This window comes from Congregibacter litoralis KT71, assembly GCF_000153125.2.
GTDB lineage: Bacteria > Pseudomonadota > Gammaproteobacteria > Pseudomonadales > Halieaceae > Congregibacter > Congregibacter litoralis.
Genome location: NZ_CM002299.1, coordinates 1,186,906 through 1,209,878, shown reverse-complemented (window position 1 = coordinate 1,209,878; position 22,973 = coordinate 1,186,906). Strand labels below are relative to the sequence as shown.

Sequence of the window (22,973 nt, the reverse complement as noted above, 5' to 3'; positions counted from 1 at the left end):
GCCCGCGACCGTGCCACCGGGGAACAACGTCGCAGCCCGAACGTCCTTGAAAGGGACAAAATTCTAGCACAGGGCGCTGCGCGTCTAGCGATGGTCCCGACGGTTGCTTATCCAGACCGTCTGGTAGGGCTCGAGGAGCATTTGCTGCTTGTTGCAGTCCTCCCCGGAAATAAGATCTGACCAATCCTGGGCTTCGATAAGATTGATATCACTGAGTTGCAGACTCTCGGCTTTATCACTCACGTTCGAAATACAGAAAATACTCTGCCGGCGATCCGAACTCTGGCGCCAGAAGCCGAACAGCGTCGATCCAAGGTGCAGCGTGAACTGCGTTGCGTTGGGATGAAATGCCGACTGGTTTTGCCGGATCGCCAGGAGTTCCTTGATCCCATGAAACACCTGAGCATGCTCTGAACCGGGATCCGCCAGTTGACGTTCCAACTCTTCGAGCTGCCACTGATGGCGATTAATGGCACGGTTCTGCCCCGTTGCCTCGAGACGCTCCAGGTCGTTTCGCGTACCGAGAAGACTGTGCACATAAATACCCGGAATTCCCTCCAGGCCCAGCATGATGGCATGGGCACAGATAAAGCGCTGCAGGCCGTACTCGTCGGGCCCCGCGACGGTGCCCTGGAGCGCATCCATCAACGCGATGTTGATCTCGTAGGGTTTGTTCTGCCCGTCCTCGAGGGCCCGGTAGGACACATGTCCGCCAAAACGACGCATGGTGCTGATGAGTGTCTGCAACTCCTCATCCGACAGAAGGCCCTCTGCAGGTCGTAAGCCGATGCCGTCGTGGGACGCAATAAAGTTGAAGTAGGCAGTGCCGTGCTGGGGCGGCGGCATACTCATCATCCACTGTTTCAGATAAAAGCAGTCGCCCGTCACCAGGGTGTTGAGGAGCAGGGGTGGCAGGGAGAAATTGTAGACGCAGTGCGCCTCGTTGCCGTTGCCGAAGTAGGACAGATTTTCCTGATTGGGAATATTGGTTTCCGTGATGATCATTGCATCACCCCGGGCATGCTCGATGAGGGTGCGCAGGAGGCGGACAATCTCGTGGGTTTTACGCAGATTGAGGGAACTGGTCCCCGGCTTCTTCCACAGGAACGCCACGGCATCGAGACGGAAGATGCGCACACCGTTATCGAGGTAGTGACGCACGATCTCCACCATGCGCTTGAGCACCTCGGGATTTCGGAAATTGAGATCCACCTGATCATGGCTGAAGGTGCACCACACATGGCGCGTGCCGTCGATGGCCTCCACTTCCCGAAGCAATGGCGACGTCCTCGGGCGCACCACCAGCGACAGGTCATCTTTGGGCGATGCGGTCGCAAAATAGTCCTTGCCCGGTTCTTCGTTGTTCAGAAAATTGGCGAACCACTGGCTTGCGCTGGAACAGTGGTTGATCACGAGGTCGCCCATGAGCGTGTATTTGGCGCCGATGGCCAGGATATCGTCCCAGTCACCGAGGGCTTCATTCACCTGCAGATAATCGATAACAGAAAAACCGTCATCGGAACTCCAGGGACAAAACGGCAGGATATGCACTCCGGTAATGCAACCATCCGCATGATGATCCAGCCAGTGCTTCAGGGTCTGAAGGGGAGCCTGACCTTCCTGCTGGATGCTGTCTCCATAGGTAATCATCAGGGCGTCACGCTGGTCCCAATGATTCAGGTAGGGGTTTGGCTGCGGCATATCGTCGTCAAGCCGCATGGCCTTGAGGAGATCCACCGCAAGGGCGTGCATCGCCGGCGTAAGCTCACCGCCGGCATAAATCACCGAGAGCTGCTGGGCAACCCGGTTCGCTAAACCATGGGGGGTTTCATCAAGGCCCTCGTTGGAGCCCGCATGCTCAACTGGGGGCATACTCCGCGGTGTCCTCTTCCACTGCCTGTAAAAGCCGGTCGCGTACCGTTGGCATGGCGCTGCTCACCCGAGACCAGCTCGGAATAAACGGCCGTTCCATAGGTCGGTCTAGGAACGCTTCACCCGCTTTCATAATGTTTTCAGCGAAAAGCTCCACCGCTCGCTCTTCACCATGGAGATCATATTCAAGACCGTTCATCACTGCATCATTGTGATAGGTCTCCACAAAATCCAGCGCCACCCGATAGTAGCTCGCCTTCAGGGTACGGAAGCTTTCGGAACTGAAGACCACCCCCCGCGTGGCAAGCTTTCGAAAAAGCGCCTTGCTGATATCGATGGACATTCGGGAAAGGCCCGCCGAGGCATCGTCCGCTGACAGTTTTTGATGTTTGTGATCGTAGTTATCAGCAATATCTACCTGACAGAGGCGGTTGTTGGCATAGTTCCTGTGCATCTCGGACAGAACGCCGATCTCCAGGCCCCAGTCACTGGGGATACGCAGGTCGTTGAGCACATCTCTGCGAAATGAGAATTCGCCGGCCAGGGGATAGCGAAAACTATCCATGTAATTGAGGTACTCCATGTCGCCCTGGGTCTTCTTCAGAGCACGCAGCAGCGGTGTCACCAGAAGGCGACTCACGCGACCATTGATTTTTCCATTGGCAACGCGCGCATAGAAACCCTTGCAGAACTCGTAATTGAAATTGGGGTTTGCCACGGGATAGATGAGTCGGGCCAGAAGCGAGCGATCGTAGGTAAGCACATCGCAATCATGGAGGGCGATGGATTCCACACGGTCCGCCGCCAACAGATAGCCCATGCAATACCAGACGTTGCGCCCCTTACCGAGCTCCCGGGGCGCCAGGTCCATCTGCCGAAGCTCTTCGTCTATCGCCTTGAGCCGCGGGCCGTCGTTCCACAGTACCCGATGAGGTTGAGGAAGACGGGAGAAAAATTTCAAGGCGTCCCGATACTGATCCTCCGTCGCCTGGTCCAGACCGATCACGATCTGCTCGAGATAGGGAACCTGGGTCAGGTGATCGAGGATACGGGGCATGGCCTCCCCCTCGAGCTCCGAATACAGGGAGGGCAGTAACAAGCCCATGGGACGAGCCTTGCTAAAGCCTACGAGCTCCGCTTCCAGATCCTCAACGGGTCTGTCGGCGAGATTATGTAGGGTGGTGATGATGCCGTTCTGATAAAAATCCGCCATGCCTAGCCTTCCTCCCGCGACTGATACAGGCCGCGCAACCACTCGCGAACCCCTCCTGACCAGGCCTGGGGGCCATAGCCCTTCCCGACAATCACGCCATCAACACGTTCAAGCTTCGGCAGCGCTCGGTCAGGCGCAGGAATCTGTAAAGCATGGCGGGCAACCTCGAGCATGGGGACATCGTTCTCACCATCCCCCACGGCTAGATCATAAACAGCCGCGGCCCCCGCCGCCAGAGCATATTCATTACGCAGCCACAGCAAGGCCTTTCCCTTATCGCAGTCGCCGGACACGCTATAAAAACGTCCCCCTTTGAGCACGGAAGCGCCCGCTGCACGCAAAGCCGATAAAAAGACAGCCAGCTGATCCTCGCTCCCGCGCCACTGCACAGGCTCACTGTACTCTCGCTCATTGGCGAGGGCCGCCTTCTTAGGGCTGAGCCCCGTCATCTCGACAATACCGTCGGTACCGGCGGTGGCAAAATCCATGAAACATCCGGGCATGGTGCTACGAAGCTCATTCAGAACACCACCCCACTGCTCCCGCGATGGCGCAAGCTCTCTCAGCCAGTAGCCGTCGCGAGACACCGTGCCCTCCGGCTGCTTCTGGAAATAACGCTCAGGAATACAGATCACGGCACCGTTCTCCGCAATAAACGGATGTTCGTTGTCGAGTTCCCTTCGCAGCTCGAGCATCTCCGCGCGGGTTTTACTGGAGGCTAGCACCACGGGAATCCGCATCTCCTCCAGCACCTGGAGCACCGGTTTTGCCGCCTCATAGTTGTAGTCATGATGATCCAGGAGGGAACCATCGAGATCCGTAACTACCAGATACACCGCTGCGCTCATTCCCCTGGCTCCAAACCGCGAACTGCCACGATACGACGGTCCTCATCCATTTTAAACAGCACATCGACCGAACCGGGGAGGTCGCGCAGGCACTGTCGTGTGCAACGCTCAAAGTGCTGAACAAAGCGCAGGAGCGCCCCATCGTCCATAAGCCCAGCCCCCTGCCCCCTCACGGCGTCACGAAGCTTCTGCTCCTGCTCGCTGCGCCATCGCAGCACCTGATCAAAGCCCGGCGCCTGCAACATCACCCAGAAATCCAGTTCGTCATAGAAGGGCTCATAAAAAATGCGGAGTTGCTCATTGGAGTAGTTACGCCAGAATCCCGAAGGATCCTCATCCCTCTCCAATGCATTCATGGGTTTTACGAGACGGGAAGACGCCTCACTGCGGGCGCCCAGACACCAGCCCTCCAGGATAATCACGTCTACCGGTGCCTGGCAGGTGGAATAGTCCTCGGGAAGCGCGCGATCGTCGGCAGACTTATCAAATCTGGGTATGCGCACGGGAAGCGCTGATGGCTGACCCAGGGTGTCCAGCGTGCGCCGCAGCAAATCCACATCGTGAGTTCCCGGCGCACCGCGGGTTTGCAACAAAGGATGGACGTTCTCGGCAAGGACAGCCCGCTCCGCACGGGTGAGATAGAAGTCATCAAGAGACAAGGCCACCGCAGACAGGCCGAAGTCTTCTTTGAGAATGGCGCAGAGATAATCGCCCAGGGTGCTCTTCCCCGACCCCTGACTGCCGTTTAAAGCGACTTTTAGTGAGGCGCCGCGCTGTGCCTGGCGATCGCCAAGCATCCTGGCCAGGGGATCAAAGTATCGCCGGGCCGTATCCAGATAGCTCGCCTGCAGACGGTGCGCCTCGAGGAACCTTTGCTGCCAGGACTTCACGCTCGCTACCTCGGGGCGCTTAGAGGAGAAGCTTACGGATATCCCCGAGGAGGCCGCAGAGCTCGGTCAGAAAGCGGCCGGCATCCCCGCCATTGACCACCCGGTGATCGTAAGAAAGCCCCAGGGGCAACTGCAGCCGGGGCTGAAAAGCCTGCCCATCCCAGACCGGCTGCGTCGCCGCCCGGCTCACGCCAAGAATTGCCACCTCCGGTGCGTTGACGATGGGTGTGAACCCGCGCCCCCCGATGGATCCCAGACTCGAAACGGTAAAACCGCCGCCCTGCATCTCCGCTGGTTTGAGCTTGCGATCCCGGGCCTTGCCAGCGAGCTCGATCACCTCGTCCGCAAGCTCCCAGAGGGTTTTCTGGTCCACATCCCGAATCACCGGCACGACGAGACCCGCCGGCGTATCCACGGCCATGCCGATATGGACATAGCGCTTGAGGGTCAGCGTGCTGCCCCCATCGCTGAGAGACGCATTAATCTTTTCATTATTCCTGAGTGCCACCGCGCAGGCTTTGAGAATAAACGGCAGGGGTGTCAGCCGCGTTCCGCGCTTTTCCGCCTCGCCCTTCAGGGATTTTCGAAACGCCTCCATCTCGGTGATATCGGCATCATCGAACTGCGTGACGTGGGGAACATTGAGCCAGCTGCGCTGCATATTGGCAGCCGTCACCTTGTCGATTTTGCTGCGCTCTACGACGTCTACGGGACCAAAAGATGCAAAATCCACGTCGGGAATGGGGGGTATCCCGGCGCCACCATTTTTGGATTCCGGTGCGGAAAGGGCTTGGCTCACGTACTGATGCAAGTCTTCCTTGAGGATACGCCCCCGGGGACCGCTGCTCTTGACCAACTCCAGGGGCACGCCGAACTCCCGCGCAAGGCGCCGGACCGCCGGTCCCGCATACACTTTTTTGCTATCGGAGCCAGCGCCGGGTTTACCCCCGGACGCATTGGCCATCGGCGCTTTTGGTTCTGCCGCAGCAGCTGCCTGTGCCGGCTTTTGCGCAGAGGCGTCTGCCGTCGCCTCACCGGACCCTTTGCTATCCGCCGCCGAATCTGACTGCGAGGGAGTATCTGAGCCCGAGCTCGAGGGCGAAGCAGTGGCCACCTCCAGGAGTAGCAGCACATCGCCCTGTTTCACTTGCTGCCCCTCATCAACGCGCAGCGCGGTGACCACACCCGCCGAAGGCGATGGAACCTCCATAGACGCCTTGTCCGTCTCCAACACAACCAGCGTGTCGCCTTCAGCGATACTGTCGCCGACGCTCACCGCTATTTCGATAAGATCGACGGCCTCATCGGTGCCAATATCCGGCACGGGAACCTCTTGCGATGCCTTGGCGTCGGCATTCTCCCCGGCACCCTCTTCCGATGCCCCCTGATCTTTGGACTCTGTGGGCTTTTCGGATTCGCCGGCGTTCGCCGGGGCAGCGCCATCGCCCGCCTCTTTTTCAGGATCAGCCGTGGTGACGCTGCTCTTTTCTCCATCTTCGGCGCTTTCGTCGGTACTTTCATCAGCGCTTTCATCGCCCGCGGTCTCAATCACCGCGACTTTGCCACCCTCCGCCAGCTCATCGCCTTCCCTGGTAAGCATTTCGACGACGGTGCCCGCAACGGTCGAGGGGATTTCCATGGACGCTTTATCGGACTCAAGCACGATGAGGCCCTGGTCGACTTCAATGCTATCGCCGACGCTCACCAACACCTCAACGACTTCAGCGGCATCTGAACCACCAATATCAGGGACTAGGACTGTTTCCTGTGCCACGGACTCTCTCCTTACTGCCTGCGACGGGCGCGGCATTGACTGCTTTTTATATCGTTGTGGGGTCTACTTTGTTCGGATCGATACCCAGGGCATCGCGTGCAGCGGCCACATCCTCGGCACTGAATTCACCCCGCGCAGCGAGGGCGCTCAGGGAAGCCAGTACAACAAACTCACGGCTCACTTCAAAGAAATGTCGCAGCCGGGCGCGGGTATCGCTGCGTCCGAAGCCATCGGTGCCCAGAACATACAGGGGCGCGGGACAGGCGGCGCGAAGCTGCTCGGCAAAACTCTTCATATAGTCCGTGGCAATCACCACGGGAGCGTCACTGCCCTGCAGCTGCTCGGTAAAGAACGCCGTTCGTGGCGCCTCACCGGGATGCAACATGTTCCAGCGGTCTACCTGCTTACTGTCGCGCTGCAGCTCGTTGATGCTCGGCAGGCTCCACACCTCCGCATCGACGCCATAGTCGCTGCGCAGTATCTCCGCGGCGGCTTCCACCTCTCTGAGAATACTTCCTGCGCCGCACAGCCGGAGACGGGGTGCATCACCGTCGGCGCTTTTGAGGCGATACATGCCTCGGACAATTCCCGCTTCAACACCGTCAGGCATCGCCGGCTGGGGATAGTTTTCGTTCATGGTGGTGATGTAATAAAAGCGGTTTTCACGCTCGGAATACATGCGTCGCATGCCATCCTGAATGATTACGGCGAGTTCATAGGCGTAGGTCGGGTCATAGCTCACGCAGTTGGGAATCGTTGCCGCCAGCAGGTGGCTGTGGCCATCCTGGTGCTGCAGACCCTCACCGTTGAGCGTAGTGCGACCGGATGTAGCACCGATGAGGAATCCCCGGGCCTGGCTATCGCCCGCGGCCCAGAGCAAATCGCCGATACGCTGAAATCCGAACATCGAGTAAAAAATATAGAAAGGCACCATGGGGTAATTACTGGTGCTGTAGGACGTTGCGGCGGCCAGCCAGGCTGAGCCCGCTCCCGCTTCGTTAATACCCTCCTCGAGAATCTGACCTTTGATGTCTTCCTTGTAAAACATGATCTGGTCGGCATCGTGGGGCGTGTAACGCTGGCCCACGGACGAGTAGATACCCAGCTGACGGAACATGCCCTCCATACCAAAGGTTCGCGCCTCATCGGGCACGATGGGGACAACGCGATGACCAATCGCCTTATCCTTGGCGAGGGTCGATAACATGCGCACAAAGGCCATGGTGGTAGATACCTGACGATCGCCGCTGCTTTTGGTCTGGGAAGAAAATGCATCCAGCCCCGGAACCGGCAGTACCTGGGCCTCGCTACGACGCGCGGGCACACAGCCACCGAGCTCCCGGCGACGCTCACGCATGTAGCGCATTTCCGGACTGTTCTCATCGGGCTTGTAGTAGGGAACCGATGCCAGATCGTCATCATCAATGGGAATAGCAAAGCGGTCGCGGAAGGATTTAAGCGCCTCCATATCCAGCTTTTTAAGAGAGTGTGTTTCGTTGCTCGCCTCCCCCGCCTCGCCGGTGCCGTAACCTTTTACCGTCATGGCGAGAATCACTGTGGGCCGCTCAAACTGCCCCGCCGCCTGGGCATAGGCCGCATACACTTTGTAAGGATCGTGACCACCCCGGTTCAGGTACATGATATCGTCATCAGAGAGATCCTTTACCAGCTCCAGGGACTCAGGGTATTTGCCAAAAAAGTGCTCCCGGGTGTAAGCCCCACCATTGTATTTGTAGTTTTGCAGCTCGCCGTCGCAGACCTCGTCCATGCGCTTTTGCAACATGCCGGACTCATCACGCTCCAGCAGGGGATCCCACTTACGCCCCCAGATGACCTTCAGACAATCCCAGCCGGCGCCCCGGAAAACGCCCTCAAGCTCCTGAATGATTTTGCCGTTACCCCGCACCGGGCCGTCGAGACGCTGGAGATTACAGTTCACAACAAAAATGAGGTTGCCGAGCCGCTCGCGACCCGCCAGCGAAATTGCCCCCAGGGATTCCGGCTCGTCACACTCTCCGTCGCCCATGAAGCACCAGACGTTTCGATCCTTTTGATCCAGAAGCCCCCGGTCACTCTGATACTTCATCACCCGGGCCTGATAAATCGCCTGAATAGGTCCCAGGCCCATGGATACCGTGGGGAACTGCCAGTAGTCGGGCATCAACCAGGGGTGGGGATAGGAGGACAGACCCTTGCCATCGACTTCGCGGCGGAAGTTGTCCAGTTGCTCCTCACTGAGACGCCCCTCGAGATAGGAGCGGGCATACATACCGGGTGCGCTATGCCCCTGATAGAACACCAGATCACCGGGATGGCCATCCTCGGTGCCGCGGAAAAAGTAGTTACAGCCGACGTCATAGAGAGTGGCTGAGGAGGAAAAACTGCTGATGTGACCGCCAAGGCCATCATCATTGTCATTAGCTCGCATGACCATCGCGAGCGCATTCCAGCGAACAAGGGAGCGAATGCGGCGCTCCATGAACAAATCACCCGGCATGGGCTTTTCGTCTTCAGGGCTGATGGTATTTCTAAACGGCGTGGTGATCGACGGAGGAAGCGGCACGCCGGTATCAACGGCGCGCTTGGCCAATTGCATCATCAGGTACCGGGCACGGCTATCGCCGCTCTCGCGCACTACGCTATCGAGGGAGTCCAGCCATTCCCGGGTTTCTGTGGGGTCGTTGTCGTCGATCATTGAAGAGTTCCCGTCCGCGCTGGCCAGAGACTGCTGATAAGCGCAGTCACATCAGAACGCCAGTTAGTTCTTTATTAGAATTTACTCGGGCGTAATGACAGCCCCGAGCCCGATGGGCGTCATCATACGGTGTCTAAATTTTGATCACAAGTGCACGAATCTCGCCACTTAGTTCTAATAAAGAACCCATTGTCTCGCGTTAGCGTTGTGAGGAAACCCCGATCTCTGGCTAAACCCGTGGACTTAAAAGCTCTCGCTTCATCCCATGGGTTGAGCCACTAGCGCACCGTCAGGCCTCACCTGCGGCTCGAACCCGGCGCACTGCTGTAGATGACTTATGCAGTCAGATTCCTGCAGCGGCGCCTACAGCGGAGACAAGTCGACGGTAATCCGGTCGCGGCCTTTTTTGAGGGCTTCCGGATTATCGAAGACCGCATTGCCCTCGATCTCTGGCGCCGCCTTTGCCCCGACGCTCAAAGCGAGTAAGGATCGTCGATTTTCCAGGAAGAGGTCGCGATAGGCTTCCTGCCATTCATCAAAGCTTAGAGACTCGACGGCGGCCGCCATCTGTTGAGGGGCGTCGAATGACCATTCCCGCGACGCAATAGACTGCCAGTAAAACTCAGCACGTTCGCCGAGATTCTCCTGGGGCTTCAGGGTCGCATTGATCAGTGCCTGCTTATGACGCTGAAACTGCTCCTCGGTGATATCCCTGAGCGTATCCGACAGAAACTGCTCCATGGCACCCACGACGTGGCCGGCGGAGTGCGAGGGAGATTGCACAAGGAGCATCAAGCCCGGCACGTCGTGCTGGGGCCAGTAAAAGCTCGAAACGATATAGCCCAACTGCTGTTCCGTGCGCAGCTGCTGAAAAAATCCGGACTCGGTAATCTGACCCGTGAGCGCAACGAGGGCCCGGTCGCGCCAGGCCTGACCGTCACCCTGGAGGTACCAGGCAACGACAGCGTCGTCATGCTCAATTGCTGCGTGCAATTCCAGCGGCTCGCCCTCGACCAACTGCAAGACCTCGGGCGCTAGCGCCGGTGCACCCTCACCCTCACCGAGCACGGCATCGAGAACCTCCGACATCTTCTGTACCTCAGGGGGCGCATAATTCCCGTAGAGCATTCCCTCCGCCTTCACCGACGCCCAGAACTCCTTGCGGTAGGCTTCCAGACCCTCCACGTCCATGGCCTCGAGGGCATCTATCAGCTCTTGCTCGTCATAGGCCCCATTGCCCAGGGCCCGGCGCAGATCATCCAATAACTGGGAAGTGGGCCGACGTGCGACGGTGTTCTGCAGTCCCAGCACCAGTTCGCGACGCAGACGCTCAAAGCGCGCAGGATCAAACGTCTGATCAGCGATTTTCGCCAGAAGATCTTCCAACAGGGCCAACTGCTTGTTGTTGTACCCACTCACACGCATGCTGATGCCTTGACCATGGGTATAAAAGTTAAAACCCAGTCCTGCCAGGAGCGCCGGATAGGTGTATTCGCGAACCGCGTCCTTCACCATGCGGGTATACAGGGCTGAAGCCGCTTTCTGCTCTGCGGTGGCCGCCACCAGGGGTGACCGGAAGCTGACGTACATCGCTCCCTTGGGCACCCGGAAATCTTCGCTTTGCTTGAACCAGAGACGCTTGCGCGGCTCCTCCACACGCAGGTCCGGGAGGCGCGGGTTGTCGTCTGTCAGGGCAACCAGCTCCACATTCTCGGCAATGAAGGGATTGGGCTCGGGAAGATGCAATCCCTCGATATCACTGCCCTCCCAGCGCGACAGCATGAGGGCCTCGGGTCCCAGCTTGCTGTAGGGAACCTCGTAAAAACGCGAGGTGCGGTCCGTGCTGACCTCCGGGGCGGTAAGCACCACCTGCGCCTTATCCGGCATCAACCACTGCAGGGCATCGCTGATCATCGCGGCATCAAAATCGCTCATGAGATAGGGCCCTTGAAGCACGTCAGGATCGTCGTAGTAATGCATGGCGTTGCTCAGGCGACTGACATAGCCCATGGGCGCCGAGGGCTCCCGAAAGCGAAACCCCAGGGCCGCCACCGCCGCTTGCTCCTGATACAGCCACTCCCTGGGCTCCTCCGAGCGCAGTAAGTCCAGATAGGCAAACACGTTTTGGAGGACACGTTCGTACTCCTCAACGCCCTTTTCCGTCAGGTTTATCGTCACGGACAAGAGCTCACCGCCGCGCCAACTCAGCCCCGTGCCTGAGGACAGGGCATCGGCAAGACCCTCGCGCTTGAGCAGCGACAACAAGCTGCCTTCGCCCTCATGCCCTATAAGGTTCGACACATAGGTCATGGGCTTGACGGTATAGTTTCCCCGGTAATCGGGGATCTGAAAATTGACTTCGAGTTGCCGCAGGGTGCCCTGGGGTTTGATTTTTACGAGCATGGGCAGCTGTGCATCAACGAACAGGGGCTCTTTGATGGTCTCCAGCTCTACGCCGCGGTTAGGCACGGCGGAGAACATCTTTGCGGCCATATCCTCAAGGGCATCCAGGGGCTCGCGACCGAGGATCACCAGGCGCATGATGTCGGCGGAGTAGTGATCGTCGTAAAACTGCAGCAGATCATCACGAACCTTCGCGTCCGGTCGGTCTGCAAGACTATCCAGGCTACCCACGGCAAACTGGCTGAGAGGGTGTGCGGGATTCATGGATGCCTGAAAAACATCAAGCCCCCGTCGGCCATCGCTTTTGAGCCCCATCTGATACTCGGCCTGGACGGCGTTTCGCTCACGATCCACGTAGGCGGTGTCAAAACTTGGCGAGATAAAGAACTGGGCAAAGCGATCCAGGGCCCCGGGCAGGTGATCGGCATCGATGTCAAAGAAGTAGTTGGTGTGCTCAAAGCTGGTGTAGGCATTTCGGCTGCCCCCGTGCTCCGTCACAAACTGCACGTACTCGGCCGCATCGGGGTACTTTTCCGTGCCCAAAAAGAGCATGTGCTCCAGAAAATGCGCCAACCCACCCCGACCATCGGGGTTGTCGCCGCTGCCCACCTGCACATCCAGGGAGGCCGCCGCTTTCGGGGTGTCGGGATTCGAAATGAGCAGGATCTTCAGCCCGTTATCCAGCGTTATCAAGCGGTAGGCAAAACGATCATTGGGACTTTGCACCGGTGCGTCGGGGGCCGGTTTTTTTGCCGATGGGGACGCCATGTCTGGATTTGCGCAAGCGACAAGAAGGCCAAACAGCGCATACAGACTTGCCTGCACCGCGCGTCGGGCGGTGATACGGATTTGCATAGTGTTACTCCGCGGAGTCAGATAGAGATTGAGTAGCGGTGACGGTTTCGCGCTTGGGCCAGGCGTTAATCACAGCCTTTATCAGGGTTGCGAGGGGGATCGCGAAGAACACACCCCACAAGCCCCAGATTCCACCAAAAAACAGTACCGCTACGATAATCGCGACGGGGTGAAGGTTAACGGCTTCAGAAAACAATAAGGGCACCAGGACGTTGCCGTCTAATATTTGTATAACAAGATAGACCGCCAACACCCAATAAAATTCCGGTGTCAGTCCCCACTGAAACAGCGCCACCGCTGCCACAGGGACCGTGATGAGAAATGCGCCGATGTAGGGAATGATGACCGATAAGCCCACGAGCAATCCCAAAAGCGCCGCATAGCGAAGCCCGAGTCCCGTAAAACTGACATAGCTGGCGGCACCCACAATGATGATTTCCACCATCTTGCCTCGGGCGTAATTCGAAAACTGCACGTTCATCTCCGCCCAGATCCGGCTGAGGAGTGGTCGGCGCTCGGGCAGAAAGGACGTCACCCACCGGGTAATCTGAGTCCTGTCCTTCAAAAGGAAAAACACGATGATGGGTACGAGAACGACGTAGACCAACAAAGTCATAAATCCGGGAATGCGCGCCAGGGTCACGGTCACGACTTTTTGACCCAGGCCAGCAATCTCGCCCTGCACCCCGGCCAGCAGCTGGTCGATCTGCGTCTGACTGAACACGTCGGGGTACCTTCCGGGAAGCACCTCCAAAAGATCCCGGCCCTGATCGATCATGCGCGGAATTTCAGTGATCAGCCCGATGGACTGGCGCCAGACCAGAGGTAGCAGTCCAAGGAGCACGGCAAAAAAAGCCCCCATAAAAGCCGTAAATGCGATAAAGAACCCCAGCCAGGGTGGTAACCCCAAACGGCAGAGAAGATTCACAACGCCCTGTACGAGGTAGGCGAGGACGATGGAAGCCAGAAGCGGTGCAAGAATGTCCCCGATGGTGGCCAACAGCACCAGAGACAGCAGTATAAGCACCAACAGGAGCACCGACTCCTCTTCAAAGAGGTAGCGCTCATACCATTTCTGTAAAATCTCAAGCATTTTTAGCTCTTGCGCAGTACAAAGTGAAACTCATCATCCACATCCAGGGTTTGGACTATCTCGTGACCACTTTGCCTGGCAAACACCTCAAAATCACGGCGGGAGCCGGCATCGGTGGATAGCAAATGTAGTGTTTGCCCGACTTCCAGTGCATTCAGACCCCGCTTCGCCATCAGTAAGGGCATGGGACAGCGAAGGCCCCGGGCGTCGACCCGGGCGTCCGCATCATGACCTATTCCCCCGTGAGATGCTTGCTCACTGCTCAACGTCGCCATCCTTATCGTAGAATTTGAAGTAAAACCTGTCGTGAAACTGCTGGCCCGTGGAAAGACATGTGTCGGCGCTTCTCTTTAACAACGGCGCGCTATCGGGAGAACTTCTACGCCCGATTGCCATCCAAAGGATTAATTCACCCGCGGCAAATCGATGACCACCCGACTCACGTAGAATACTGCATGCTGATGATCGCCACCAAACCAGTTCGCAGCCTCCTGGCGCCGCGCTTTTGGAACCGACTGCTTATCACCCTGATGTCGGTCCTGCTGCTGTGCGTCACGACGCCCTCCCAAGCCCAACGCACGGAAAAACTGAAGATTCCCAATCTGGGCGAATCAAGCACAAGCCTGTTTTCTGCGGAGTATGAGTACCAGTTGGGTCGCGCCTGGTTGCGGGTGTTCCGCAGTCAGGCGGCAACGGTCAACGACCCGCTGCTGTTCAGCTATCTCGAAGATCTGATTTTTAAACTCGCAGCAGAAAGTGAACTGGAAGATCGACGCCTTGAGCTGGTGGTGGTGGACAACCCCGCGATCAATGCTTTTGCAGTCCCCGGTGGCGTCATAGGGATTCACAACGGGCTGCTCCTCCATGCCCAAACGGAAGATGAGCTGGCCACGGTCATTGCCCACGAAATCGCCCACCTGAGTCAACGACACTTTTCCCGACGGGTGGAGTTTGCCAAAACCCAGCAGCCATTGACCCTGGCGGCGATGCTTGCGGGATTCGTGCTGATGGCCACGGCCGGGGGCGACGCGGGCATGGCGGCCCTGGCTGCGGCCCAGGCTGCGGCTCAGGACTCGGCACTGCGCTATTCCCGCAGCAACGAAGCAGAGGCAGACCGCGTTGCCATGCAGACCATCGTTAACGCAGGAATGGATCCCCACGCGGCGTCCTCAATGTTCGACCGCATGATGCAGGCCTCGCGCTATGCGACGGGCAGCCGAATCCCCGAATTCCTGCGTACCCATCCGTTGTCGGAGAACCGTATTGCCGATACCCGCAATCGCGCCCGCCAGTACCCCAAGCAGATCCGCCCGGCGAAGCTCGACTATCAGCTCATGCGCGCCCGCGTGCTCAACCAGCTCTCGGACACGCCGGAAGAGGCTGCCGCCAAGTTCCGAAAAGAGCTCGACGGCTCTCCCCGCTCCACCGCCGCCGCGCGTTATGGACTGGTACTTGCACTAACGGATGCTGGGCGCGGCGATGAGGCGGCCCTGGAGCTCGACTCCCTGTGGGCGGCGGAGCCGGACAGACTTGAATACGTGATCGCCGATGCGCGCATCGACATGGCGAAAAACGAGCCCCACCGCGCCGCGAAAAAGCTCGCCGACCGCCTGAAGTTAAATCCGCACAACCATGCGCTGACGATGACTTATGCGGAGGCGCTGATGCAGGACCAGCAGGCCCACGTGGCCGAAGAGGTGCTGCTGGAACAAAGCAAGCGCAAGGGCAATGACCCTTACCTCTGGTATCTTCTCGCGGAGGTTCAGGGCTTGTCTGGCAACATCATCGGCCTGCATCAGGCGCGGGCGGAATACTTTATCCTCAACGGCATTCTTGATCAGGCAGAAAAACAGCTTCGTTACGCCCTGGATCTTGTGCGCAACGATTACACCACGAGCGCCAAGATCAATCAGCGCATCAATGATGTGACCGAAATGAAAGCGATGCTGGAGTCCTGAAGGAAAGACTCGCCTCTACTTTCCAGCATGGCAGCGAGCAGTGAGAGCTGCGGTCACGGCTGAAAGCGCCGCTGCCGCCAGATCGACGAAACGACGAAACGACGAAACGACGAAACGACGAGAAGACCGGTAGCCTTTTAACGTCGCGACGCAGCCCGGCTGGCGGAGAACTCGAGCATGCGTCGCAGCGGGACCATCGCCCGCTCTCCCAGAGCGGCATCGACGAAGATCTCGTTATCCTGACGATCAAAAACGCTGGCAAGAGATTCTAGCTCATTCATGGCCATCCAGGGGCAGTTCGCGCAGCTGCGACAGGTTGCTCCGTTACCCGCAGTGGGCGCGATAATAAACTGCTTATCGGGCGCCTCCTGCTGAAGCTTGTAGAAAATCCCCTGATCGGTAGCCACGATGAATTGCTGATTATCCATCTCTTTTGCTGCATTGATGATCTGCGTCGTGGAGCCGACGCGGTCCGCAAGCTCCACGACGCTTTGGGGCGACTCCGGGTGCACCAATACCGCGGCATCGGGATAGACACGCTTGAGATCTACCAGGGCCCGAGCCTTGAACTCCTCATGCACTATGCAGGCGCCGTCCCACATCACGACGTCTGCGCCGGTCTCCCGACGCACGTAGCCTCCCAGGTGTTTATCGGGAGCCCAAAGGATCTTCTCGCCCTTCGCCGACAGATGCTCGGCTACATCCAGCGCTATGCTCGAGGTCACCACCCAGTCGGCTCGCGCCTTGACAGCCGCTGAGGTATTGGCATACACCACGACCTGGCGATCCGGATACTGGTCACAAAATGCCGAGAATTCGTCCGCAGGACAGCCAAGATCAAGGGAACAGGTAGCCTCCAGCGTAGGCATGAGCACCCGCTTGTCCGGAGTAAGAATCTTGGCAGTCTCCCCCATAAAACGGACACCCGCGACGATAAGCGTCTCTGCCGGGTGGTCATGGCCAAAACGCGCCATTTCCAGGGAGTCCGACACGCAGCCGCCGGTCTCTTCCGCCAGCGCCTGAATCTCGGGCGCCGTGTAATAGTGAGCCACTATCACGGCATTGTGTGCCGCAAGCTGCTCCTTGATTCTGGCAACGAGCACGCGCTGCTCATCGGGCGACAGTTGCTTAGCCGCATCTTTGTCGAGGTGATGTTGGACCTGCTCGCGAATCGCTTGCAGACGATCGGAGGCGATAGTCATGCTGAACCTATGGGGATACTAATCCAAAAAATGGTAGCACAGAGCCGAGTTAGCGCCGAGCCAATGCCAAGATAGCCATCGTGTCTTTGCGCAGGGAATGCTGGGCATTGGCACGGCACAATGATAGCCTTTCTTATCTTCTGTAACGACTCTAAGTTATGTCCAACGAGGTTTCCCAGCCGGGGCAACGTGCTACGATTCTTGTCGCTGACGACGACATGAACGTACGTTTGCTGAGCCGTCAATGCCTTGAGTCTGAGGGCATGATTGTGATTGAAGCCGCGGACGGTCACGAAGCACTGGAAGCTTTTGTCCGCGAGCGCCCGGACCTGGTGTTTCTCGATGTAGAAATGCCCGGCATGACGGGCCTGGAAGTGTGCCAGCGGATCCGCGCTATGCCCCAGGGGGAAAGCGTCCCCATCATGATTGTTACCGGCTCTGACGACCGGCAATCCATTGACGACGGCTTTGAAGCGGGCGCAACCCAGTACAAAACCAAGCCGGTAAACTGGTCCCTGCTGGGGCGCGATGTTCAGTACATGCTCCGCGCGAGCAACGCCTTTAACAGCCTCAAGCGCCAGGAGGATCGCCTCCGTTACCTCGCTTATTTTGATCCTCTCACCAGCCTACCCAATCGTCGCAGCTTTAACGAACAGCTCAATCGCATCCTCAGCGCTCCCAGCGTTTGAACACCTTCTCGGCCCTTCTGTTATCGATCTGGATACTTCAGCGCATTATGACTCCATCGGACACGTCGCGTGATCGCTGTTGGTGAATCTCCAAGCGGCTGATCAATGAGCTGAGAGAAGATGACGCCATCAGCTATTACACGGAATCCAGTGCCGAAGACGAGCAGGAGCACGACGGCAACACCGAAATAGCACGCCTGGGCGGCGATGAATTTACCGTGGTCCTTGCCGATGTGCAGCACACCGACGACGTTGAGCGTATTGCCCTGCGGATTATGAAGACGCTCTCCGAGCCCATTGCGCTGCAAACGCACAACCCCGTAGTCACGCCCAGTATCGGTATCGCCATGTATCCACAGGATGGCCTCGACGCCGACAGCCTGGTGCGCAACGCGGACACCGCCATGTACGCGGCAAAGGCCGATGGCCGGGCATGCTTCCGGTTCTACAACGAAGAAATGAACGCGCGCTCCGTGGAGCACCTCAAACTGGAGGAAGATCTCCGGGAGGCCATGCGCACGAATCAGCTCGAGCTGCGCTACCAGCCCCAGGTAGAAACTTTGACGGGAGCCGTAGTGAGCCTTGAGGCACTGGTCCGATGGAAACATCCTGAGCGCGGCATGATCTCGCCTGCGGACTTTATTCCCGTGGCTGAAAGCACGGGCCAGATTATCGAGCTCGGCGAGTGGGTACTCAAAGAGGTAGCGCGGCATTGCGTTTACTGGGACTCCATCGGATTGGCCAGCTTTCGCGTGTGCGTGAATATCTCACCCCTGCAGTTCAATCAGCCCGACCTCCTGCACTACGTTAAGGGTTTTCTGTCCCGCTCCGGGCTGGACCCTCAACGTCTGGAATTAGAGCTTACGGAGAGCGCCATCATGACCGATGGCGAGAGCAACATTCTGAAACTGTCGCAGTTGAAATCTCTCGGGCTGGATCTTGCGGTGGACGATTTTGGTACGGGTTACTCGTCCCTGAGCTACTTAAGACGATTTCCCATCAACACACTTAAAATAGATCAAAGCTTTGTCGCTGACATGAACAGCGCCGATGGCGCGGCCATCGTGGACGCAATCATTGCCCTGGCGAAAACGCTGAACATGCGCTCTATCGCTGAAGGCATCGAAACAGAAGAGCAGCTCGCCTATCTGGCGGAGCGCGGTGTTGATCTGATGCAGGGTTTTTACTTTGCCCGCCCCCTGTACCCCGAGGATGTGCCCAACGCCATTCGTCAGGATTATTCTGAGACGATTGCACGAGTGCGGAAGTCCAAGGAATAAGCCCCATGTGCCAAAGGTTTTATCAGAGCACCGCCCTGTTGTTCTGCACCGCGCTTATGGCCCTGCTGTTTCTTTCGCTGCTTGTTTCGCCTGGCGCTACAGGGATGGAGGCGCCAGACGAGCGAAGCGAAGACCTCCTCGTCATGATCCAGGGAACGGATCTTGACGCTATCGTGCAAAGCGCCGAACGCCACGGAGCGACGGTCACTCACCACTTACCTATTATCAATGCCGTGGGTGCACGGATGGATGCCGGCCAACTGTCCACCATCCTGGAAGAAACCCCGGGTATCACCCGCAGTATCGACGATCTGGCGTGGGAACCAGCGCCCGAGGCGCCCGATCTGGGCCAGTGCCCGCTTCGCGCGGCTATTGAACTGCGCTGGCAGGACCGCAGCGCATCCTGGCGACTGTTCAACAAATCGGATCGCCTCCTCACCGTAGGCCAGGGCAGCCTCTCATGGCCAGCGGAGCTGGGTTCGCTTCAATCAGCTTACTGGGATTCATCGAAGCTATCGATTAGAAAGAGTCCGGACAACGCACGGGATGTCGTTTGGCAGGGAGTGCACGAACTGACGCTAACAGCCGGCGAAATAGTGGAATTACGTTTTGAGTTTGAGAACCCGCCTGCGGCCAGCGATGCGCTGCAAAACCAGCTGACACTGCAGGCGCGAGTTGATGACGACTGTATCGCAGAGTTAGTACCGAGCTACTCACAGCCACTGCAGGACAGCTACTACCCCACTGTGAGCGGCGCGGCGCTGCTGCACAGTCACGGCATTACGGGACGTGATATTACCGTGGCAGTGCTCGACTCCGGGCTATGGGAAGCAAATGCTGAGCTGACCCTCGATACGCAGGGCAAAGAGCGGGTGCTGGCTCGCTACGACGCGATAGCCGGCGTCGAGATGGACGAGGCGTTTGACGCCAGCGGCCACGGAACTCATATGACAAGCGTTCTCGCCCGCAGCGGCGAGGTTACCCGCGACGGGACTGCCCGCCCCAGCTACCGGGGCATCGCGCCGGATGCGAAGCTAGTCGTGGTAAAGGCCTTTGATGAATCAGGCAAAGCGGGATTTCTGGACATCGTTCGGGGTGTACAGTGGGTTGTCGACAACCGGGAACGCTTGAATATTCGGGTGCTCAATCTTTCTTTCGCTGCAAGGCCCCGGTGGCCTTACTGGGAAGATCCGGTCAACCAGGCATTGATGCAAGCCTGGAAAGCTGGGATTTTTATCGCCGCCGCCGCAGGTAACGAAGGTCCCGAGCCGATGACCGTCGGGTCTCCGGGCAACCTCCCCTATTTACTGACCGTGGGCGCCGTCACGGACTCCTGGACAGAAGACATTCGCGACGACGACTACATACCGGACTTTTCGTCCCGGGGCCCCACACCTATGGGTCACATCAAGCCCGATCTTGTCGCCATGGGCGGGCACATCTCCGGCATCATCCGGCCCGGCTCAACGTTGAGTCAGCAACTGCCGGAGTATTTGCTCCAGAGCGGTGAGTTCGTGATGACCGGCACCTCCCAGGCCACGGCGCTGGTATCCGGGCTCGTGACGTTGATGCTGCAGATATCACCTGAACTCAATAACGATGAACTCAAATGCATGCTGCTCACAAGCGCCGAACCGGCGATTGAGGTAGATGGTCGCTACGCCTACTCTCCCTTCGCTCAGGGAAAGGGCATGATCAATATTCAGCGAGCACTAACGGTGGGCGCCGCACAATGCCAGCAGGCCTCCCTGGACCTCGACGCTGACATTGATGGCCGCCAGCACTTTCAGGGTCCCGCCGTCTTCTCCGATGGAGCCCCTCCGTCCCTGCCGGGACAATCCGATGTAATCAGCGAACGTGCCAGCGAAAAAGGACTCTCTGAGTCCCGACGCTGGGGGGTGGGCGCTCACCTCGAGCGGTTAAAGGAAAAGCCTCGTTCTGGTCCCATAGACTGGCTGGAGATTTATCGGACGGAACAGCAGCGCATCGAAGAGCTAGCGACAGACGAGCAGAAAAACTAAGTACCCCAAACGGGGTACGTACACACCTCCCGAAATAGAGCACGCACGCCTAAGTTAAGCACTGAGGACGTCGGAGACAGCTCCGACCTCACCGGAAACAGTTTCCGGGAATCAAATTCTTAACTACGAAGGCAGGCGTGGTGATATGAAAGCAACAATCAAAGCAGCTTTATCAATTGCGACATTCAGTCTCGCAACAGCGGTGGGAACAACAGCTGGTGCGGAAGAGTTTGTGAAGCATGGCGTAACCGTACAGCAAGTTGTTGCGAAACAGCTCGCGTCAACACAGGTCGTCAAGTCTGGATTCATATGGGATCAGGCTACTCCTTACACAAGCGCGAAAGTGGTGCGCGCATCAGAAGTAAACGCCCCTGGGTTTCGATGGGAAGCATCTCAAGCCGAATCGGCCATGGCATCGGTGGACTACTCGGGCTCTGCGGTGAGCGAGCCACAGGGCTACATTTGGGGCATCCGCAACGCCGCTGACCAGCAGGGCTACATTTGGGGCATCCGTAACGCCGCTGACCAGCAGGGCTACATTTGGGGCATCCGTAACGCAGCTGATCAGAAGGGCTACATCTGGGGCATCCGCAACGCCGCTGACCAGCAGGGCTACATCTGGGGGATCCGTAACGCCGCTGACCAGCAGGGCTACATTTGGGGCATCCGTAACGCAGCTGACCAGCAGGGCTACATCTGGGGGATCCGTAACGCCGCTGACCAGCAGGGCTACATTTGGGGCATCCGTAACGCAGCTGACCAAAAGGGTTACATCTGGGGCATTAGATAAACCTCTTAACTACTTTCGCGGCGGCCTGCCTGAATCGCCACCAGTTTGCTAGACACCTTTCAGCTGTTTTTCGTGATGCTGTTCGTAGTCTACAGGTGACAGCAGGCTGTTCGAGCCATGCCGGCGTCTGACGTTGTAGAACATCTCGATATAGTCAAAGATATCGGCCCGGGCATCCTGCCGGGTCGGATATATCTTGCGCTTCACGCGCTCGCGTTTCAGAAGCTGGAAGAAGCTTTCAGCGACTGCGTTGTCATGGCAGTTGCCGCGTCTGCTCATACTGCCCTCAAGGCCGTTTGCGCGTAGAAACGCGCTCCAGTCATAGCTTGTGTATTGACTGCCCTGGTCCGAATGAACAAGTACCTTGCTCACCGGCTTGCGACGCCACACCGACATCAACAAGGCATCTAGAACCAGATCGCTCGTGATCCGTGATTGCATCGACCAGCCAATCACCCGGCGCGAGAATAAGTCGATGACCACGGCCAGGTACAACCAGCCTTCGTGGGTCCGAATATGGGTGATGTCGGTCGCCCATCGCTCGTTCGGCGCAGCCGGATTAAACTGTCTCTGCAGTACGTTAGGCGTCACATCATGCGCTTTGCCAACCTTATGCCGTGGCTTGCGATATCCAACCTGCGCCCTGATTCCAGCGTCTTTCATGAGACGGTGGACACGGTTGGGGCCGCAACACTCGCCTATTTCATGCAAATCACGATGGATCTTCCGATAGCCATACACAGCACCGGACTCGAGCCAGAACTGCTTGATCAGGCCAGAGAGCCGCTTGTCCTCACAACCGCGAGCCGATAGCGGCTGTCGACGCCACGCATAGAAACCGCTGGGGTGAACGTTAAGCAAAGAACACAGATGCCGCACCGGCAACTGGTGGCGATGGGATTGAATAAAAGCGTACCTCACTCGGATTGGCTCGCGAAGTACGCCGCGGCTTTTTTTAGAATGTCACGCTCCTCCGTGACACGCTTAAGCTCTTTTTGTAGCCGACGAATCTCGGCCTGATCATCAGCCTCCACTCGATGTTGCTCAGCAGCCGGCCCGTACTTCTTCACCCAGGCATACAGACTGTGCGTCGTCACGCCCAGCCGACTGGCCACGTCCGCCACGCTGTAGCCGCGATCCGTGATCTGGCGAACGGCTTCTCTCTTGAATTCTTCGGGGTAACGCTTGTTGCTCATAAACACCTCTCTGATAGCCATTTTGTATGGCTGAAAGGTGTCTAGCAAACTGGTGGCGATTCAGCCAAAGCTCCGAAGCGTACGTAGACAAGGGCCAGCCTGTGCACAGCAGGCTGGCCCTTACTTTTTTTGCTTACTGATCACTGTAGAATGCGAGCGGAAGCATCAACAACAGTGTCTCAATGAAATCGATA

Annotated in this window: 16 protein-coding genes; 5 read left to right on the top strand and 11 right to left on the bottom strand. The window is 57.9% G+C overall.

The genetic code is table 11. The annotated features are described in order from the left end of the window. Positions 1 to 84: 84 nt before the first annotated feature. The 9 genes from KT71_RS05630 to KT71_RS05590 all read right to left on the bottom strand — a co-directional run bounded on the left by KT71_RS05630 (position 85) and on the right by KT71_RS05590 (position 13,918). Positions 85 to 1,872 carry a sugar phosphorylase gene (locus KT71_RS05630; protein WP_008292394.1) on the bottom strand — a complete coding sequence of 596 codons (1,788 nt, stop codon included), beginning with the start codon at positions 1,870 to 1,872 and terminating at the stop codon, positions 85 to 87. After that, positions 1,859 to 3,085, bottom strand: coding sequence for a glycosyltransferase family protein (locus KT71_RS05625; protein WP_008292395.1), 1,227 nt, complete (start codon positions 3,083 to 3,085; stop codon positions 1,859 to 1,861). The genes KT71_RS05630 and KT71_RS05625 overlap by 14 nt, the downstream gene beginning before the upstream one ends. Positions 3,086 to 3,087: 2 nt before the next feature. After that, positions 3,088 to 3,933 (bottom strand): HAD-IIB family hydrolase, encoded by an 846-nt coding sequence (locus tag KT71_RS05620; protein WP_008292396.1) that lies wholly within the window; start codon positions 3,931 to 3,933, stop codon positions 3,088 to 3,090. Further along, on the bottom strand, positions 3,930 to 4,823 hold the full coding sequence (locus tag KT71_RS05615) for a hypothetical protein (protein ID WP_008292397.1): 894 nt from the start codon (positions 4,821 to 4,823) through the stop codon (positions 3,930 to 3,932). Before KT71_RS05615 ends, KT71_RS05620 begins: the two co-directional genes overlap by 4 nt. Positions 4,824 to 4,842: 19 nt before the next feature. Next, positions 4,843 to 6,597, bottom strand: coding sequence for a dihydrolipoyllysine-residue acetyltransferase (aceF, locus tag KT71_RS05610; RefSeq protein ID WP_023660016.1), 1,755 nt, complete (start codon positions 6,595 to 6,597; stop codon positions 4,843 to 4,845). Between the two features lie 46 nt (positions 6,598 to 6,643). Then, positions 6,644 to 9,292, bottom strand: coding sequence for a pyruvate dehydrogenase (acetyl-transferring), homodimeric type (aceE, locus tag KT71_RS05605; protein WP_008292399.1), 2,649 nt, complete (start codon positions 9,290 to 9,292; stop codon positions 6,644 to 6,646). 363 nt (positions 9,293 to 9,655) lie between these two features. Further along, the gene (locus KT71_RS05600) at positions 9,656 to 12,550 is read right to left on the bottom strand and encodes an insulinase family protein (protein ID WP_008292400.1); all 2,895 of its coding nucleotides are present in this window, start codon (positions 12,548 to 12,550) and stop codon (positions 9,656 to 9,658) included. 4 nt (positions 12,551 to 12,554) lie between these two features. Further along, positions 12,555 to 13,643: an AI-2E family transporter gene (locus tag KT71_RS05595; protein ID WP_008292401.1), complete on the bottom strand. Its 1,089-nt coding sequence runs from the start codon at positions 13,641 to 13,643 to the stop codon at positions 12,555 to 12,557. A gap of 2 nt (positions 13,644 to 13,645) precedes the next feature. Further along, positions 13,646 to 13,918: a sulfurtransferase TusA family protein gene (locus tag KT71_RS05590; protein ID WP_008292402.1), complete on the bottom strand. Its 273-nt coding sequence runs from the start codon at positions 13,916 to 13,918 to the stop codon at positions 13,646 to 13,648. A gap of 180 nt (positions 13,919 to 14,098) precedes the next feature. Here KT71_RS05590 and KT71_RS05585 point away from each other — a divergent pair, with 180 nt between their 5' ends. After that, positions 14,099 to 15,601 carry a M48 family metalloprotease gene (locus KT71_RS05585; protein ID WP_008292403.1) on the top strand — a complete coding sequence of 501 codons (1,503 nt, stop codon included), beginning with the start codon at positions 14,099 to 14,101 and terminating at the stop codon, positions 15,599 to 15,601. 137 nt (positions 15,602 to 15,738) lie between these two features. Here KT71_RS05585 and nadA read toward each other — a convergent pair whose 3' ends face one another. Further along, on the bottom strand, positions 15,739 to 16,803 hold the full coding sequence (gene nadA / locus KT71_RS05580; RefSeq protein ID WP_008292404.1) for a quinolinate synthase NadA: 1,065 nt from the start codon (positions 16,801 to 16,803) through the stop codon (positions 15,739 to 15,741). 158 nt (positions 16,804 to 16,961) lie between these two features. Between nadA and KT71_RS05575 the strand changes: the two genes are divergently transcribed. The 4 genes from KT71_RS05575 (at position 16,962) to KT71_RS05560 (ending at position 21,583) form a co-directional block, all read left to right on the top strand. Further along, a complete protein-coding gene (locus tag KT71_RS05575) occupies positions 16,962 to 17,492 on the top strand; it encodes a GGDEF domain-containing response regulator (protein WP_008292405.1) in 531 nt (176 codons plus the stop codon). Between the two features lie 218 nt (positions 17,493 to 17,710). Next, the gene (locus KT71_RS05570; RefSeq protein WP_008292406.1) at positions 17,711 to 18,772 is read left to right on the top strand and encodes a putative bifunctional diguanylate cyclase/phosphodiesterase; all 1,062 of its coding nucleotides are present in this window, start codon (positions 17,711 to 17,713) and stop codon (positions 18,770 to 18,772) included. A gap of 5 nt (positions 18,773 to 18,777) precedes the next feature. Then, positions 18,778 to 20,793, top strand: coding sequence for a S8 family peptidase (locus KT71_RS05565; RefSeq protein WP_008292407.1), 2,016 nt, complete (start codon positions 18,778 to 18,780; stop codon positions 20,791 to 20,793). Positions 20,794 to 20,938: 145 nt separating this feature from the next. Further along, positions 20,939 to 21,583 (top strand): hypothetical protein, encoded by a 645-nt coding sequence (locus tag KT71_RS05560; protein ID WP_008292408.1) that lies wholly within the window; start codon positions 20,939 to 20,941, stop codon positions 21,581 to 21,583. A gap of 48 nt (positions 21,584 to 21,631) precedes the next feature. Here the strand turns inward: KT71_RS05560 and KT71_RS05555 are convergent. Continuing rightward, positions 21,632 to 22,779, bottom strand: a protein-coding gene (locus tag KT71_RS05555; RefSeq protein WP_169729183.1) for an IS3-like element ISGpr2 family transposase whose coding sequence is annotated in 2 segments (ribosomal slippage) — positions 21,632 to 22,542 and positions 22,542 to 22,779 — 1,149 coding nt in all. Because the reading frame shifts where the segments join, the coding sequence is not laid out codon by codon here. Between the last annotated feature and the right edge of the window lie 194 nt (positions 22,780 to 22,973).